This window comes from Micromonospora sp. NPDC051227 (assembly GCF_044455385.1).
Lineage (GTDB): Bacteria > Actinomycetota > Actinomycetes > Mycobacteriales > Micromonosporaceae > Micromonospora.
The window spans coordinates 51,422-64,050 of sequence record NZ_JBITET010000018.1; the positions used below are offsets into that span (position 1 = coordinate 51,422).

Genomic DNA, 12,629 nt, shown 5'->3' on the forward strand with positions numbered 1-12,629 from the left:
ATTTGCGCTGTGTGCGGGCTGCGCCGATCAAGCAGCGAATGAGCAGGCACGATCCCGCCGCAGGCCGTGCGAATATGGGCGGCGTGACCCCCGCCAGCCTCGCCCCCATTCTGCTCGTCCTCGGTGACGAGGAACTGCTCGCCACGCGCGCGGTCACCGAAGCTGTCGCGAAGGTTCGCAGCGTCGACCCCGAGGTGGACGTCCGCGAGTACCAGGCCAGCGCGCTCACCGTCGGCGAGATCGCCGAGATGCTCAGCCCTTCGCTGTTCGGCGGGCGGCGGCTGCTGATCCTGCGTTCCGGCCAGGACGCCCGCAAGGACCTGGTCGCCGCGCTGTTGGCGTACGCGAAGAATCCGGACCCGGAGGTCCAACTGCTGGTGCTGCACCTGGGCGGTGCCAAGGGCAAGGCGTTCGCCGACGGTCTGCGGGCGGCCGGCGCGACGGTGGTCCCGGCCGCCAAGCTCAAGGGGCACCGCGATCGGGTGGCCTTCGTCCGCGACGAGATCCGCCGGGCCGGCGGAAAATGCTCCGACGACGCCGCCGAGGCGCTCATCGCCGCGGTCGGCAACGACATGCGTGAGCTGGCCGCCGCCTGCTCCCAACTGGTCGCCGACACCGATGGGCGGATCAGCGCTGAGACGGTCTCCCGTTACTACCGGGGCCGGGTCGAGGTGACCGGCTTCACGGTGGCGGACGCCACAATGGTCGGCGACGTGCCGGGGGCGCTTGAGGCGCTGCGCTGGGCCCTGCACGTCGGGGTCGACCCGGTGCCCATCGCCGACGCCCTTGCCGACGGGGTGCGCACGGTGGCCCGGGTGGCGTCGGCCGGTCGAGGTAGTCCGTACCAGCTCGCCAGCAGCCTCGGAATGCCCGCCTGGAAGATCGAGCGGGCGCAGCGGCAGGGGCGGGGCTGGACGCCGGAGGGCCTGGTCCGGGCCATGCAGGTCGCCGCCGAGTGCAACGCGGCCGTCAAGGGCGGCTCCGACGACCGGGCGTACGCCCTGGAGCGTGCGGTCTTCTCGGTCGCGGCGGCCCGGCAGGGCAGCACCAGGTGACGGGGGCGAACCGTCCGGCGTGGGCCACCATTCCAGTGGACGAGGAGCGTTACCGGCCGCTCTACGCCCGGCTCCTCGGCCTGCGGTTCGTCAACCCCGGCGGCGTGCTGTGCTTCCTCTTCTTCGAGGGTGCCATCGCCTTGGCGGTGCTGCTCGCCCTCGCCGAGTTGGTCAGCTGGTGGGCGGTGCTGGTGCTGCCGGTCGTCGTGGCCGCCATGGTGAAGCTCAACGACATGGTGGCCGCGATCGTGGTCCGCTCCGCCGCGCTCGTGCCCGAGCAGGAACGGGATCGGTTTCGCCGGCAGATGGAACCGGTGGTCGGCCGAGCGCGGGTGGAGTGGGTCTCAAACAGCGTTCCCGGCGTGGTGATCACCGCCGACCCGGTACCACCGCCCCGGCGGGCCAACCCGTCGGACTGAGCGCCGACCCCGTCGGGGCCCACGCACAGAACGGCCGGCCCGGATAGACACGGCCGGCCTCTGGACACACGGAAACCCCGGGCCTGGGGCCCGGGGTTTTCCGAATCAGTCTGACGGTGAAGTCGTCAGGCGGAGAGCGACACCACGCGCTTCGCGATCGCGGACTTGCGGTTCGCGGCCTGGTTGGAGTGGATCACGCCCTTGCTGACGGCCTTGTCCAGCTTGCGCGAGGCGTCCAGCATGAGCGCGGTCGCCTTCTCGACGTCACCGGCCTCGGCAGCCTCGTGGAACTTCCGGACGGCGGTCTTCAGCGACGACTTGACCGACTTGTTGCGCAGCCGGGCCTTCTCGTTCTGCCGGTTGCGCTTGATCTGGGACTTGATGTTCGCCACGCGACAGCCTCGTCTTGATAGCTCGGGTTGGTCAGCTTATTGCGCGTGATGACGAACGTGCGTCATCGCTGCGCGAAGAGCCAGGTTACCAGGTCGCCGGGGACGAGCCAAAACGGCTCGGCCTTCGCGCGGACGGACCCGGCCCGTCGGGGACCAGGTTACGCCCTCGAACACGGCGGCGGCTCACCGCCGAGCGGGCGGCAGGCCGGCCCGCCGCACCGCCAGCCCAGCCCGCGTCACCCGCCAGCCCGCCCCAGGTCAGCCCGCGTCACCGCCAGCCCACCCCAGACCGGTCCGCGTCACCGCCACCCCTGGCGGCGGGCCAGCCAGTCGAGCGACTGCTCGCCGCTCCACCGCTGGTGGGCGGGCAGGTGTGGAGAGGCCGTCGGCGGTGCCGCCGCAGCGCCGGTGAGGTAGTAGCCGGCCAACGCGGCCAGGGTCGCGTCCAGCGCGTCCGGGGGCGCGCCGGCGGTGGCGGGGTGCGCGGCGAAGAGCCGGTCCGCGTCCAGCCCGCTGGCGTACGCGGTGAGCAGCAGGCCGGCCAGGTCGAACCAGGCCGGCCCGGAGCAGACCCAGGTCCAGTCGCAGAACCAGGCTCGGCCGTCCGGGCCGATCAGCACGTTGTCGACCCGCAGGTCGCCGTGGATCAGGCCGGTCGCGCCGGCGGCGTACCGGGGGAGGAGGGACTCCAACTCCACCAGCTCGGGCAGCCGGCCCAGCAGCGGCGCGGGCAGTGCTGGGGTCGGCTCCCGACCGGCGGCGACCTCCTCCCACCAGAGGATGTCCGACCGGGCCAGGTCGGCCAGGTGCGGCAGGCTGAGCGCGGTCAGCTCGGCCGGCGGGTCGACCAGGGCAGTGGCGACCTGCGCGTACCCGGCGAGGGTGGCGTCCAACTCGGCGGGCACCCAGGGCAGGCGCGGGGTGTGCCCGTCGACGGCGTCGGTGCAGAGCACGAACCAGCCGGCCGCGGAGAGGGTCCACCGGGGGCGGGGCGCCGGCAGGTCGGCCGGCAGCCGGTCGAGGATCGCGGCCTCTCGGGCGTACCAGTCGACCAGATGCGGTTGCTCGGCGGCGGGTGCGGCCTTGACGAAGGCCCGACCACCGTCGGCGGTGTCGAGCACGGCGGCGAACCCCCGGGTGAAGCCCGCGCCCGCGACCCGGGCGGTGACCACCGGCGCGCCGAGCCGTTCGGCGACCGCGGCCCGCAGCGCCGCCGGTAACGCCGGCCACGACGGGCGCAGGGCACTCGCGTGGTACGGCACCGGCGGCAGCAGGGGAGGGGACATCCCACCATGCTGCCCCGGGGTACGTGCGCGACGCAGCGCGACACTGCCAGACTGCCAAGCCATGAGGACCGAGGACTTCTGGCAGCTGATCGACGAGGCGCGGGCCGGCGGCGGGGGTGAGCCCGGCCCGGTCGCCGCACGGGCCGTGGCGTTGCTCGCCGAGCGCGACCCGGAGGACATCATCGGGTACGCGCGGCACCAGACACGGGTGCTGGCCGCCTCACACAAGGCGGATCTGTGGGGTGCGGCGTACCTCATCAACGGTGGCGCATCGGCTGAGGGCTTCGAACACTTCCGGGGCTGGCTGATGGCCCAGGGCCGAGCCGTCTTCGCCCGCGCGGTCGCCGAACCGGACTCGCTGGCCGAACTGCCCCAGGTGCGGGCGGCCTCGCTCAGCGGCGAGGAGTTCTCCGCCGAGCAGATGCTCTCGGTGCCCTGGGACGCGTACCGCAAGGCCACCGCGACCGAACTGCCGGCGGACCGCGACCCGGTGCGGACGCCGGATCTCAACGACTTCTGGGACTTCGACGACGAGGACGAGGCGCGTCGCCGGCTGCCCCGACTGGCCGCGCTCTTCGTCGAGCCGCCAATGGAGTGAGGGGTCCTCGGGCCGTTCCATCGCCCGCGCAGTGGGCGTACCCCGGCGGCGTGGGAACATAGAGGGGGTCGGCGGCGCGCCGGCCTGTTCACGTCAGCCGACCAGAACGGACCGCTGTGCCACCGAAGCTCGATCCCGGCGCGAACGCCCCTGGTGCCACCGACCCCGGTCGCATCCGGAACTTCGGCATCATCGCCCACATCGACCACGGGAAGTCGACCCTGGCCGACCGGATGTTGCAGCTCACCGGCGTGGTCGACCCGCGGCAGATGCGCGCGCAGTACCTGGACCGGATGGACATCGAGCGCGAGCGCGGCATCACCATCAAGAGCCAGGCCGTCCGCATGCCGTGGACCATCCGCGAGGGTGAGCGGGCTGGTGAGCACGCGGTGCTCAACATGATCGACACCCCGGGGCACGTGGACTTCACCTACGAGGTGTCCCGGTCGCTGGCCGCCTGCGAGGGTGCCGTGCTGCTGGTCGACGCCGCGCAGGGCATCGAGGCGCAGACCCTGGCCAACCTCTACCTGGCTCTCGAGAACGACCTGCGCATCATCCCGGTGCTCAACAAGATCGACCTGCCGGCCGCGCAGCCGGAGAAGTACGCCGAGGAGCTGGCCCACCTGATCGGCGGTGACCCCGCCGACTGCATCCGGGTTTCCGGCAAGACCGGCGAGGGTGTTCCGTACCTGCTCGACGAGATCGTCCGGCAGTTCATCCCACCGGTCGGTGACGCCGTGGCGCCCGCCCGGGCGATGATCTTCGATTCGGTGTACGACGTCTACCGCGGTGTCGTCACGTACGTCCGGGTCATCGACGGCCGGATCAGCGCACGTGACCGGATCAAGATGATGTCCACCGGCGCGGTGCACGAGCTGCTGGAGATCGGTGTCATCTCACCCGAGATGGTCAAGGCCGAGGCGCTCGGCGTCGGCGAGGTCGGCTACCTGATCACCGGTGTGAAGGACGTCCGGCAGTCCCGGGTCGGTGACACGGTCACCATCAACAGCCGGCCGGCGGCCGAGGCGTTGGGTGGCTACAAGGACCCGAAGCCGATGGTCTACTCCGGCCTCTACCCGATCGACGGGTCCGACTACCCCAACCTGCGCGAGGCGCTGGACAAGCTCAAGCTCAACGACGCCGCCCTGGACTACGAGCCGGAGACCTCCGGCGCGCTGGGTTTCGGCTTCCGCTGCGGCTTCCTCGGCCTGCTGCACCTGGAGATCATCCGCGAGCGGCTGGAGCGCGAGTACAACCTCGACCTGATCTCCACCGCGCCCAACGTCGTCTACCGGGCGATCACGGACGACGGCGAGGAGATCGTCGTCACCAACCCGAGCGAGTACCCCACCGGCAAGATCGCCGAGGTGTACGAGCCGGTGGTCCGGGCCACCGTGCTGACGCCCAACGACTACGTGGGCGCCGTCATGGAGCTCTGCCAGGGCCGGCGCGGCACCCTGCTCGGCATGGACTACCTCTCCGCCGACCGGGTGGAGCTGCGCTACACGCTGCCCCTCGCGGAGATCATCTACGACTTTTTCGACCAGTTGAAGAGCCGTACCAAGGGCTACGCCTCACTCGACTACGAGCCCTCCGGCGAGCAGGCGTCCGATCTGGTGAAGGTCGACATCCTGCTGCACGGCGAGCCGGTGGACGCGTTCAGCGCCATCGTGCACAAGGACAAGGCGTACAACTACGGCGTCACCATCGCCGCCAAGCTGCGCACCCTGATCCCGCGCCAGCAGTTCGAGGTGCCGATCCAGGCGGCCATCGGCAGCCGGGTCATCGCCCGGGAGACCATCCGGGCGATCCGCAAGGACGTGCTCGCCAAGTGCTACGGCGGCGACATCAGCCGTAAGCGCAAGCTGCTGGAGAAGCAGAAGGAAGGCAAGAAGCGGATGAAGATGGTCGGCCGGGTCGAGGTGCCGCAGGAGGCCTTCATCGCCGCCCTCTCCTCCGACTCCGGCGACGGCAAGGCCGCCGGCAAGAAGTAGTTCAGCCGCCGTACGCGCCCGGGTGCCACCCGCACCCGGGCGCGTCGCGTTTCCGGACGCCTCGCGTGCCTCGCTCGTCCGGGTGCCTCGCTCGTCCGGGTGCCTCCGGTCACCAGCGTGCCCGATCGTCTTGTGCGGCGAAGATGGGCGCGGGCTCGTCTGGCGTGGGATCGGCCCGCTCTGCCTCGCGCACCCTGCCCCCGCCGGATCTGTCGGGCCGCCGAATTGCCGGCTGAGCTCGTCCTCGCGGCGAGTGTCACCGCCGGGTACCGAAAATTTTTTGTCGCTGTTGTGGGACCGGCGGATCGACGAAGTGGGCTCCTACCTGTGTGGACGTACTCACGCGTCAACCGACGCACCTCCGAAACATTGATGGCTGACGTTGCCGATGGTGGTGAGTCGGTTTGGGCTTTCGGTGGGTCGGGCACTTAGCCGTCACGACAGGAAGCACACAACTCGTGTCAGACATTCTTTGAAGGAGGGTGGCCGTGGAGTTCACCGTGTGGGGCATCATCACTGCGATCGTTGTCGGTCTCATCGTCGGCGCGCTCGGCCGTCTGGTCGTCCCGGGCCGGCAGAACATGCCGATCTGGCTGCACATGCTGATCGGTGTCGGCGCGGCCCTGCTGGGCACCGTCCTGGCGCGGGCCATCGGCATCGCGACCGAGACGAGCGGTATCGACTGGGGCGAGCTGCTGGTGCAGGTCGTGGTGGCCGCGATCGCTGTCGCGCTGGTGGCCGGTGTGGGTGGCCGCCGCCGGGTGACCCGGTAACACCACAGCACCAACCCTTACTCCTGCGACACCTCCGATGGGCGCCCGGCCGACAGGTCGGGCGCCCATCGGCGTTCTGCCTGCCGCGAAGGCCGTCGCCGCCTCCTGCTCGACGTCTCCGGCGGGCTGGATCGCGGTGATCGACTCGGTTTTGGTGATGTCGCGGTGTCCCGGTGGGTCCAATGCCGCGGATTCAATGACCTCGTGTTGATCATGCTCGGCGGCCCGATGGGCCGGCGAGCTGGTGGGACCCCGCGGCGGAACGTGTCCCTGTCGGCCAAGTCGTGATCGTTTGGTGAGTGAGGTCGGTTTGGATTTTCGGTGGGTAGGGCAATTAACGGTCACGACAGGAAGCACACGCACCGTGTGTCAGACATTCTTGAAGGAGGGTGGCCGTGGAGCTCACCGTGTGGGGCATCATCACTGCGATCGTTGTTGGTCTCATCGTCGGCGCGCTCGGCCGCCTGGTCGTCCCGGGCCGGCAGAACATGCCGATCTGGCTGCACCTGCTGATCGGTGTCGGCGCCGCGCTGCTGGGCACCGTCCTGGCGCGGGCCATCGGCATCGCGACCGAGACGAGCGGGATCGACTGGGGCGAGCTGCTGGTGCAGGTCGTGGTGGCCGCGATCGCTGTCGCGCTGGTGGCCGGCGTGGGTCGCCGCCGCAGCGTCACCCGATAACGACCCGGCATCATCTGGCGCCACAGCACCACTGGTAAGGCAGCACGACACGAAAGAGCGCCCGGCCGAGAGCCGGGCGCTCTTTCGTGAAAGGCCCAACTTTGGCCAGATGTTGGAGTGCCGGTTGTCGGGCCGCTGCGGTACGGTCGCCACGCTTCGGCCAGTCCTGCCCACTGTCGTAAAGGAATTCTCCGTACTAGGGTGCGGCGGAGAAGGTTAGTTCCAGGCGGCGCGAGGGGAGAAGTGGCGTGAACAGGTGGAAGCGGCTGGCCCCGGTCACCGCCATGGTGGCCTCGGCCGCGATGGTGCTGACCGGCTGTGGAGGCTCCGACGATGCGGCTGACGACAGCAAGCTCACGGTCTGGATGATGGGCGAGGGCGGGGACGCGCAGAACTCCTTCCTCGACGGGGTCGAGGCCGAGTTCCGCCAGAAGCACCCCGACACCGACGTGGTCGTGCAGTACATTCCCTGGCTGGAGGCGCCCAAGAAGTTCCAGGCGGCGCTCGCCGGCGGTGCGGGGCCGGACATCACCGAGCTGGGCAACACCGAGACTCAGGGTTGGGCCGCCCAGGAGGCGCTCGCCGACGTGAGTGGTCGGATGGGCGGTTGGGCCGACGGCAAGGATCTGCTGCCCGACCTGGTGCGCAACGCGCAGCTCGACGGCAAGCAGTACGGCGTGCCCTGGTACGCGGGTGTGCGAGCGATCTACTACCGCACCGACTGGTTCGCCGAGGCTGGCGTGCAGCCCCCGAAGACCTGGGACGACCTGGTCACGGTGGCCAAGGCCGTGCAGGCGAAGAAGAAGGACACCTACGGCATCGCCCTGCCCGGCAACTCCGAGCTGCCCTTCTACTCCTTCCTCTGGGGCGCCGGCGGCGAGATCGCCAGCAACCAGGGCGGCACCTGGAAGTCCGGCTACACCACGCCCGAGGCGCAGCGGGCCGTCAAGTTCTGGACCGATCTGGTGACAGTGCACAAGGTCGCCCCGCCGGCGGCAGCGGGTTGGAACGAGATCGACGCGCGTACCCAGTTCGCCACCGGCAAGGCCGCGATGGCCTTCGCCGGTAGCTGGCAGCAGGGCGCCATCAAGAAGGACAACCCCGAGATCGAGAAGGTCTGGGGTACGTTCCCGATCCCCGGCCCGGACGGCAAGGCGGCGCCCGGTTTCGCGGGCGGCTCGGACGTGGCGATCTGGAAGGACAGCGAGCGGCAGGACCTGGCCTGGGACTACCTGACCGTGCTGCTCAACAAGAAGAACGCGCAGAGCTTCGCGAGCAGCCTCGGCTTCTTCCCGGTCTACCAGGACCTGGTCTCCGGTGACGCGTACGCGAACGACAAGGTGATGGCGGCGTTCGCCACCACCATGCAGAACACCAAGCTCACGCCGCTCACCCCGAAGTGGGTGGAGGTCAGCCGGACGAAGACGGTGACCCAGGCGATGAACAGCTCGGTCATGAAGGGCCAGAAGACGGTCGAGAAGGCTACCGCCGATGCGGCCGGTGAGATGGAAGGCATTTTGAACAGCAAGTGAGCTCACAGACAAAAAGCCCGGAGACGGCCGCCGCGCGGGAGAACCCCGCGCGGCGGCGTCGCCGGGTGGACCGCCTGCCCTACCTGCTGCTCCTGCCCGCCCTGCTGATCATCGGGGTGCTGCTGCTCTGGCCGCTCGGCCAGGTGGTGGTGATGTCCTTCTACCGACTGAACAGCGTCCGGCAGCTGCGCGGCGATCGGGAGTGGCCGTGGGTGGGGTTCGGCAACTACGCCGACATCCTCTCCGACCCGTTCTTCCTGACCGTGCTGCGCAACACGGTTCTGTTCGCCGCGGCCAACGTGCTGCTCACCATGGTGCTCGGCACGCTGGTGGGGCTGCTGCTCAACCGGCTCGGTCGCAAGATGGCGACGTTCGTGGCCAGCTGCGTGATGCTCGCCTGGGCCACGCCGGCGCTGACCGGCACCATCGTCTGGAAGTGGATCTTCGACGACACGAGTGGCCTAGTCACGTGGCTGTTCAACGCGTTGCCGGACGGGCTCTCGAACAGCCTGTTCGGACGCAGCGACTGGACTGGTTACGGCTGGTTCAACTCGCCGCTGCTCTTCTTCGCCATCCTCACCCTGGTGGTGGTCTGGCACTCGTTCCCGTTCATCGCGGTGAGCGTGCTGGCCGGTCTCAAGAGCGTGCCGAGTGAGCTGCACGAGGCGGCCCGGGTGGACGGCGCCAGCCCGTGGCGGGTCTTCTGGAAGATCACCTTTCCGTTGCTGCGCCCGGTCTTCGGGATCCTGATCGTGCTCTCCACGATCTGGGACTTCAAGGTCTTCACTCAGCAGTTCGTACTGGCCGGCGGCACCCAGGACCGGCCGACGTTCATGCTCGCCATCTACTCGTACGCCGAAGCCTTCTCTCCGCCGCCCAAGTACGGGCTCGGCGCGGCCATCGCGGTGATCCTCACGCTGATCCTGCTCGTGGTCACCGGCTTCTACGTACGGATGGTGCTCAGGCAGGAGGACGAGTCGTGAAGAAGATCGCCCTCAACGGCGCCGGGCTGCTGGTCGCGCTCTTCGCGGCGTTCCCGGTCTACTGGATGATCTCCACCTCGCTGAAGCCGAGCAAGGAGATCTTCTCGTCCACTCCGCAGCCGGTGCCGGCGCACCCGACACTGGAGCACTACCGGGAGATCCTGACCGGCAACCTGATCCCCGGCGTCAGCTTCCTCGACTTCTTCCTCAACAGCGCGCTGGTAGCCGTCTCCACGGTGGTGCTCAGCGGTCTGGTGGCGTTGCTCGCCGCGACCGCGGTCGCCCGATTCCGCTTCAAGCTGCGGACCAGCTTCCTGATCATGCTGCTGGTGGTGCAGATGATCCCGCTGGAAGCGTTGGTCATCCCGCTGTTCCTGATGATCCAGCGGCTCGGTCTGTACAACACCCTGCCCAGCCTGATCCTCACGTACCTCGGTTTCTCGCTGCCGTTCGCGGTCTGGATGCTGCGCGGCTTCGTCGCCGCGGTGCCGAAGGAACTGGAGGAGGCGGCGGCGATCGATGGGGCCAGCCGGGCCCAGATCTTCCGCCGGGTGCTCTTCCCGCTGGTCGCACCTGGCCTGGTGGCCACCAGCATCTTCTCCTTCATCACGGCGTGGAACGAGCTGATCTTCGCGTTGACGTTCATCAACGACCAGGGCAGCTACACGCTGCCGGTGGCGATGACCTTCTTCTTCGGTCGGGACGACACCAACTGGGGGCCGGTGATGGCCGCGTCCACCCTGTTCACCCTGCCGGTCATCATTTTCTTCCTGCTGGTGCAGCGTCGGATGGTCTCCGGCCTGGTGGCCGGCGCCGTCAAGGGCTGACCCCGCGCCGCGAGGGCCGCCGCCGGTGCTGACGCCCGGCCGGCAGGGCTGGCCGGTGTTGGAACGCCAACTAGGCTGGCGGTCATGACGGGCAGGGTGGCAGCGGTGAATCTCGGCATCGTGACCGAGGCCGGGTGGGCCGGCGACGCGAGCGGTCGCAGCGGCATCGACAAGCGGCCGGTCGACGGCCCGGTTTCGCTGCTCACCGGCGGCCTGGCGGGCGACTTCATCGGCGAGCGGGCCCATCACGGCGGCCCGGACCAGGCGGTCTACGCCTACGCGGAGGAGGACGCCGCCTGGTGGGTGGCCGAACTGGCCCGCGCCATACCGCCCGGCGGCTTCGGCGAGAACCTGACCACCTACGCGGTCGACGTGACGGGTGCGGTGATCGGCGAGCAGTGGCAGGTCGGCTCCGCCCTGCTCCAGGTCACCAAGCCGCGCACCCCCTGCACCACCTTCGCCGGGTTCTGGGGCGTACCGGATCTGATCAAGCGGTTCACCGTCCGGGCATCGCCCGGGGCCTACCTGCGGGTGCTGCGCGAGGGGGAGGTCGGCGCTGGCGACCCGGTCGAGGTGGTGGACCGGCCGGCGCACGGTGTCACCATCGGCGAGGTGTTCCGGGCGACCAGCCTGGAGCCGGAGCTGTTGCCGCGGCTGCTCGACGCCGAGGACCTGCCGGAGCCGATCCGGGAGAAGGCCCGCCGACGCCTCGCCGCCCGGGGCTGACCGGCCGCGACGGCATCCGCCGCGAGGTCGCGGCGAGCTCCGACGGGCTCGGCGGTTCCGGCCCGGAAGAACCCCGATGGCGGGCTCAGCGACGGACTTGCCCGTATTGTCCCCACGGAGGGCGTGCGGCGGGGGACCGGGTGGAGCGCGATGTCGATGACGACGGACGGCGGTGTCGCGGCGGCGTCACCCCCCGATCCGAGCCTGGAGCGTCCGGCGTTCCTGGAGCTCTTCTTCGACCTCGTCTACGTCTTCGCGCTGGTCACCTTGGCGACGGTGCTGGCCGACGACCTGACCTGGACGGGCGTCGCCGGGACGCTGGTGCTACTGCTCGGGTTCACGATGATCTGGGCGCTGACCGTGTGGACGGCGGACAGCGTCGACCTGACCCGCCCGGCCGGGCAGGGGCAGTTCATCTGGGTGGCGGCGGCCAGCCTGCTGTTGGCCGCGCTCGCGGCCGACGCGTACGGCGATCGCCGGCTGCTCTTCGCGACCACGTACGTGGTCATCCACCTCAGTACCGCGGCCTACTACATCCTGGTCGTCTCGCACAGGAGGCCGCCGCGGCGCAGCATCCGGATCCTGATCTGGGAGGCCGTCGCCGGCATCGGCTGGATCGGTGGGGCGCTCGTCGGCGGTTCTGGGCAGTTGGCGATCTGGGTGCTCGCTGCCGTCGTCGAGTATGGCGCGGCGGCGTTGGGCTGGCCGGTACCCGGGATCGGCCGCTCACGATCGCGCGACTGGCGGCTGGTCGGCGCACGGGTGGCCGAGCGTTACCGGCAGTTCGTCATCGTCGCGCTCGGTGTCTCGATCTTCGTCACCGGAACGACCTTCAGCATGAGCGAGTACACGCTGGAGCGAGCCTGGGCGCTACTCGTGGTGTTCACCACCATCGTGTTGATGTGGCGGATCTACATCTACCGCGCCGGTGAGCTGCTGACCGACGCGATCTCCCGGTCTTCCAACCCGGCGCTGCTCACCCAGTCCGCCGCGGTCACCCATTTGATCATGGTGGCCGGAATCGTCGGCGCGGCGGTCACCAGCCGGCTCGTGGTGAGCCGCCCGTTGGGCGAGACCCCGCCCTCGTGGGCTGCGGTGATCCTCGGCGGACCCGCGTTGTACCTGGTCGGCCGGGGCGTCCTCGACTTCACCGTGTTCGGGCGGATCTCGCGGTCCCGGTTGGCCGGGCTGGTGCTGCTGGCGGGCGTGGCACCGGCCACGCCCCTGCTGCCGCCGGTGCTGGTCGCCCTGCTCGCCATGGCGGTGCTGCTCCTGATCGCCGTGGCGAACCTGGTGAGCACCCGGCGACACGCGCGTACGCCGGCACCACCGATGCTGCGGTGACTATCCACGGCGGCGTCGAC

Annotated in this window: 13 protein-coding genes; 11 read left to right on the top strand and 2 right to left on the bottom strand. The window is 69.7% G+C overall.

Going from position 1 to position 12,629, the window contains the following annotated elements:
* Positions 1-74 precede the first annotated feature (74 nt).
* Together holA and ACIA47_RS29800 are read left to right on the top strand one after the other, a co-directional pair.
* Positions 75-1,055 carry a DNA polymerase III subunit delta gene (gene holA / locus ACIA47_RS29795; protein ID WP_396711643.1) on the top strand — a complete coding sequence of 327 codons (981 nt, stop codon included), beginning with the start codon at positions 75-77 and terminating at the stop codon, positions 1,053-1,055.
* Positions 1,052-1,474 (top strand): hypothetical protein, encoded by a 423-nt coding sequence (locus ACIA47_RS29800; RefSeq protein WP_396711617.1) that lies wholly within the window; start codon positions 1,052-1,054, stop codon positions 1,472-1,474. Before holA ends, ACIA47_RS29800 begins: the two co-directional genes overlap by 4 nt.
* 125 nt (positions 1,475-1,599) lie before the next feature.
* Here ACIA47_RS29800 and rpsT read toward each other — a convergent pair whose 3' ends face one another.
* Both rpsT and ACIA47_RS29810 read right to left on the bottom strand, forming a co-directional pair.
* Entirely contained in the window at positions 1,600-1,866 is a 267-nt protein-coding gene (rpsT, locus tag ACIA47_RS29805) for a 30S ribosomal protein S20 (RefSeq protein WP_030491765.1), read from the bottom strand.
* Positions 1,867-2,165: 299 nt separating this feature from the next.
* On the bottom strand, positions 2,166-3,152 hold the full coding sequence (locus ACIA47_RS29810; protein ID WP_396711619.1) for a phosphotransferase: 987 nt from the start codon (positions 3,150-3,152) through the stop codon (positions 2,166-2,168).
* A 61-nt stretch (positions 3,153-3,213) separates the two neighbouring features.
* Here ACIA47_RS29810 and ACIA47_RS29815 point away from each other — a divergent pair, with 61 nt between their 5' ends.
* From ACIA47_RS29815 to ACIA47_RS29855, 9 genes are all read left to right on the top strand, one after another.
* Positions 3,214-3,750, top strand: a complete 537-nt coding sequence (locus tag ACIA47_RS29815) for a DUF4240 domain-containing protein (RefSeq protein WP_328652535.1) — start codon at positions 3,214-3,216, stop codon at positions 3,748-3,750.
* A 116-nt stretch (positions 3,751-3,866) separates the two neighbouring features.
* Positions 3,867-5,744 carry a translation elongation factor 4 gene (gene lepA, locus ACIA47_RS29820; RefSeq protein ID WP_112620143.1) on the top strand — a complete coding sequence of 626 codons (1,878 nt, stop codon included), beginning with the start codon at positions 3,867-3,869 and terminating at the stop codon, positions 5,742-5,744.
* 488 nt (positions 5,745-6,232) lie between these two features.
* On the top strand, positions 6,233-6,517 hold the full coding sequence (locus ACIA47_RS29825; RefSeq protein WP_203122724.1) for a GlsB/YeaQ/YmgE family stress response membrane protein: 285 nt from the start codon (positions 6,233-6,235) through the stop codon (positions 6,515-6,517).
* Positions 6,518-6,912: 395 nt separating this feature from the next.
* Positions 6,913-7,197 (top strand): GlsB/YeaQ/YmgE family stress response membrane protein, encoded by a 285-nt coding sequence (locus tag ACIA47_RS29830; protein WP_203122726.1) that lies wholly within the window; start codon positions 6,913-6,915, stop codon positions 7,195-7,197.
* A 248-nt stretch (positions 7,198-7,445) separates the two neighbouring features.
* Complete coding sequence (locus ACIA47_RS29835; protein WP_203122728.1) at positions 7,446-8,729, top strand: sugar ABC transporter substrate-binding protein; 1,284 nt, start codon at positions 7,446-7,448, stop codon at positions 8,727-8,729.
* On the top strand, positions 8,726-9,712 hold the full coding sequence (locus ACIA47_RS29840) for a carbohydrate ABC transporter permease (RefSeq protein WP_203122730.1): 987 nt from the start codon (positions 8,726-8,728) through the stop codon (positions 9,710-9,712). The genes ACIA47_RS29835 and ACIA47_RS29840 overlap by 4 nt, the downstream gene beginning before the upstream one ends.
* Positions 9,709-10,539 (top strand): carbohydrate ABC transporter permease, encoded by an 831-nt coding sequence (locus tag ACIA47_RS29845; protein WP_396711620.1) that lies wholly within the window; start codon positions 9,709-9,711, stop codon positions 10,537-10,539. Before ACIA47_RS29840 ends, ACIA47_RS29845 begins: the two co-directional genes overlap by 4 nt.
* Before the next feature lie 84 nt (positions 10,540-10,623).
* Positions 10,624-11,265, top strand: a complete 642-nt coding sequence (locus tag ACIA47_RS29850) for an MOSC domain-containing protein (protein ID WP_396711621.1) — start codon at positions 10,624-10,626, stop codon at positions 11,263-11,265.
* 150 nt (positions 11,266-11,415) lie between these two features.
* Positions 11,416-12,609 carry a low temperature requirement protein A gene (locus ACIA47_RS29855; protein WP_396711622.1) on the top strand — a complete coding sequence of 398 codons (1,194 nt, stop codon included), beginning with the start codon at positions 11,416-11,418 and terminating at the stop codon, positions 12,607-12,609.
* Positions 12,610-12,629: the final 20 nt, after the last annotated feature.

Bases quoted from the DNA above. Each gene is read 5' to 3' on its own strand.
- ACIA47_RS29855 (WP_396711622.1), top strand. From the start codon at position 11,416: ATGTCGATGACGACGGACGGCGGTGTCGCGGCGGCGTCACCCCCCGAT.
- ACIA47_RS29815 (WP_328652535.1), top strand. From the start codon at position 3,214: ATGAGGACCGAGGACTTCTGGCAGCTGATCGACGAGGCGCGGGCCGGC.
- ACIA47_RS29850 (WP_396711621.1), top strand. From the start codon at position 10,624: ATGACGGGCAGGGTGGCAGCGGTGAATCTCGGCATCGTGACCGAGGCC.
- holA (WP_396711643.1), top strand. From the start codon at position 75: ATGGGCGGCGTGACCCCCGCCAGCCTCGCCCCCATTCTGCTCGTCCTC.
- ACIA47_RS29810 (WP_396711619.1), bottom strand. From the start codon at position 3,152: ATGTCCCCTCCCCTGCTGCCGCCGGTGCCGTACCACGCGAGTGCCCTG.